Source organism: Microcoleus sp. F4-D5, assembly GCF_036704885.1.
Classification (GTDB): domain Bacteria; phylum Cyanobacteriota; class Cyanobacteriia; order Cyanobacteriales; family Microcoleaceae; genus Microcoleus.
Genome location: NZ_JAUBSX010000169.1, coordinates 1 through 3,225 on the forward strand (window position 1 = coordinate 1; position 3,225 = coordinate 3,225).

Sequence of the window (3,225 nt, forward strand, 5' to 3'; positions counted from 1 at the left end):
GTCAAAAAAGGTAAAAAGACTCAAAAAAGTTCGAGCTCTCGACCGACTACTTCTTAAAGCGAGCCTAATTATTCATAGTCGATACGTATTACTTCGCGTCAAAGACTCGCGAAGCCAATTTGCTTTTGTCCAAAGTCAAATATTATTAGGGGATGGCCGGGAAGTTTGCAAGCTTTCAGGCAGAGGGCTGGCCGGGCTGGTCGCACAAACTCCGGTTTAATTGTCTTCATTCCTATTGCACAATCACCTTTGGATAACTATTTTGCCGAGCGCCCTGAATTGTTGCTGTCGGCTGAATCTGAATTGGTGAGCTTTAATGCCAATTATCCCATAGATATTGCCAAACATTTGATGTGCGCGGCTGTCGAAACAGGTATTCGGGCCAATAAGCTCAAGCACTACTTTGGCAAGAGCGCTCCTCAAATTGCAACGGCTTTAATTGAGCAAGGTGTTCTTCACAGAAGCCGGGATAAATTATGGGCTAAAGGCTTTCCGCATAAAGACGTAAACTTTCGAGGGGGAACGGGTGCTAGCACGATACAACTGGTGGATGCGGAGACTCAAGAAGAGATTGAACTCCTCAGTGCGGAGATTGCTTATCGAGAGGTATTTCCTGGTGCTATTTACCGCACGCAAAACTCAGACGGCTGTTTGGTGACTTATACTTCCCGCTCGCTCTTGAATGGCAAAGCTATTTTGCAAAACACCCCTGAAACTCGACTGTTTACTGTAGCGATTAGCCACACTGATACCAGCCTCAAGCAGAATTTGAGTTTGCCTCAACAAATCCCGTTGGTCATTCCAGAAGTTGAAGGAAATGTTCAAACCAATTCAACGGATAGTAAGGCAATTCCAGCTCAAGCTATTCTGGAACTGGTTTGGGGAGAAATTAGCCAACTCGTCACTGGTTATCAATTATTAACTCGCAATTACGAGTTAACTTGTCTCAATAGAAAGTGTGTCAATTACAAAGAGCATTTACCAAAATGTACTGCGTGTCCTGTTTGTGGCAAGAGAACTCGCTCTGCTGAGCTAACATCGGTTCTTAATGAGGTAAACTTTGAGCAACCTTACGAAATAAAATTTGCGACTCCTGTACTGCAAATTAGTTTTAATTCCCCGGTTGAATGTTATCTGCAACAGGTAGTAACAGCTACTCGCCAGGAATTGCTTCAATCTCAACAGGAGATGGAGCCCGGATATCAGCAGTTGTGGGAGTACCCCGCGAATTTGTTGGCTATTCACAGTTTCGGCCATCAAATTTTAGCAGCTTTACCTCTGACTATTTTGGCTTCACCTAATGATGTGAATTTTCTGGTAGAGAAGAGAGGTGCAAATGACTATGCAGGACTCTTTTACGATTTAGCAGAAGGAGGTTCGGGAACCTCGGAAGCTATTTTTCGTTCTCTCCCTCAATTAGCTCATGCGGCTGCTGAGTTAGCCCGCAGTTGTTCTTGCAGTTCTGGCTGTCCTAAATGTTTGATTCAGTCGGGATGCCCTGATGGTAATAAAGCTTTACTCAAGCAGGTAGGGCTGCTGCTGTGCGAAGCATTTTAAGAATGGGGGGAGTGGGGAGTGGGGAGTGGGGAGTGGGGGAATGTGGAATTATTGACCGAGATTTTATCATTCCAATGCAACCGGAAACGATATCACTTCATAAAAGCTATCAAACAAATAGGCAATTGTTCAACATTGCTTCCAGAGCGATTCTAATTAGGAAAAGCTACTCCCCACTTTCTCTTCCTCTCTTCGGGAGCATCTCATATTGGTAAAAACACTTCTTCTGGCTCCTTCCTTCTTCCTTTTTCCTTCTTCCTCCTGCCTTCTGCCTCAAAACTCCAATTTCTAGCTTGCTTACCTGCTTTCATTGAGATACTCCCGTCTCTTCCCACTCCCCACTCCCCATTCCCCACTCCCCATTCTTAAAATGTGTGAACCGCTACTGCGGTTTTTAGGGGTGCATTTTTCAGACTTGTACTCATGAAAAACAAGCTTGTCTTGCCAATCATTGACTCCAAAACTAAAGAGTCAACGCGGTTACATTTCAGAGAACAACTCTATAAACAAAAGAAAAAGCAAGCTCTAATCCCCAATCTCAAACGGGATTTAAAGCACGGCTGGCTGTTAACAATTCTCGCACAAATAAACCGATGTTTGTGGGGAAGGTGGGATTATTGGGCTTTGTGTCAAGCTGTCCCCAGTCATACCTGGATGCGGTGGCAGATGGAACCCATGCTAGCCATTCTGGAGAACAGAAAACCCGAAAAATTACCCAAATTTGTCATTGAGGAAACTTTACCAGCAGAACCGATTCCCCAAATTGAATGGCAGCATTCTCCTGCCGCAGAAGCCATGTTAGATAACACTCTCAATTGCATTCCCCAACACGGAGAATGGAAAACTCGGTCAGCTTGGGAGTATCTGGATTTTTTCTTGAACTGGGTTTTGTTCGCATTCGGACATCCAGCTTACAAGATTTTACCAAAAGAACCCGCCGGCTGTGAAGGTGCATCAATGCGCCTTTATCAAATGTTTGACCTGTCAATTTTGATGCTTTATCCTGAAGATTACATGGGCAGGCTATTGCCACAAATTTGCGGGAAGACTGCTCAAAAAAGTTCGGGTTTTTATCCGACACCCTTGGCATTGGGTCAGTTTATGTCTAAGTTAGTCAGCGGTGATAAGATAGAGCGAGTTTCCAACTTCAATGAACCTGCGTGCGGTACGGGTGCTTTAATGTTAGCACAGTCGAATTACTGTCTGAGCGGTATCGGTCAAGATGTAGAGCCTATTCTGTTAAAATGCGCTTTGTTTCAGTTTTATCTGTTTTCGCCTTGGTTGGCTATTCCGATTTGGTGGTTGGGTCAAACTGACTTGCTCCTCGGCAATAGTTTAAGTAGCGATCGACCTCAATCGATGAATGCTGCTTGCTGATATAATGAGTGGTTTGAACCAGTCGAATCTCAGGCTAAAAATCCTACCGATCGTCTAAATGAAGATGAAATAAGTTCAGAAGAAAGCTCGGCAGTTATTGACTTGGACGATCTAACATCAATTCATTCAAATCCCGTAGTTCAAGAAGTTGTTAAGGGCAAACGCCGACCCAGGAAGACGACAACATCACCTCACCAATTTTCGCTATTTAATTCAGGGTAAACGCATCTTAATTTCAACCTAAAACATGATAAGATGAAGTATTTAGCTAAATCAAGGGCGTAATTCATA

At 43.9% G+C, this 3,225-nt stretch carries 3 protein-coding genes; all 3 read left to right on the forward strand.

The features are described from left to right. A partial coding sequence (locus QUA80_RS33225) for a hypothetical protein (protein WP_333429155.1) occupies positions 1-220 on the forward strand: 220 nt, incomplete at its 5' end. Positions 221-249: 29 nt separating this feature from the next. Further along, positions 250-1,557: a Zn-binding domain-containing protein gene (locus QUA80_RS33230; RefSeq protein WP_333429156.1), complete on the forward strand. Its 1,308-nt coding sequence runs from the start codon at positions 250-252 to the stop codon at positions 1,555-1,557. A gap of 423 nt (positions 1,558-1,980) precedes the next feature. After that, complete coding sequence (locus tag QUA80_RS33235; RefSeq protein ID WP_333429157.1) at positions 1,981-2,934, forward strand: SAM-dependent DNA methyltransferase; 954 nt, start codon at positions 1,981-1,983, stop codon at positions 2,932-2,934. The last annotated feature ends 291 nt before the right edge of the window (positions 2,935-3,225 follow it).

Bases quoted from the DNA above. Each gene is read 5' to 3' on its own strand.
- QUA80_RS33235 (WP_333429157.1), top strand. From the start codon at position 1,981: ATGAAAAACAAGCTTGTCTTGCCAATCATTGACTCCAAAACTAAAGAG.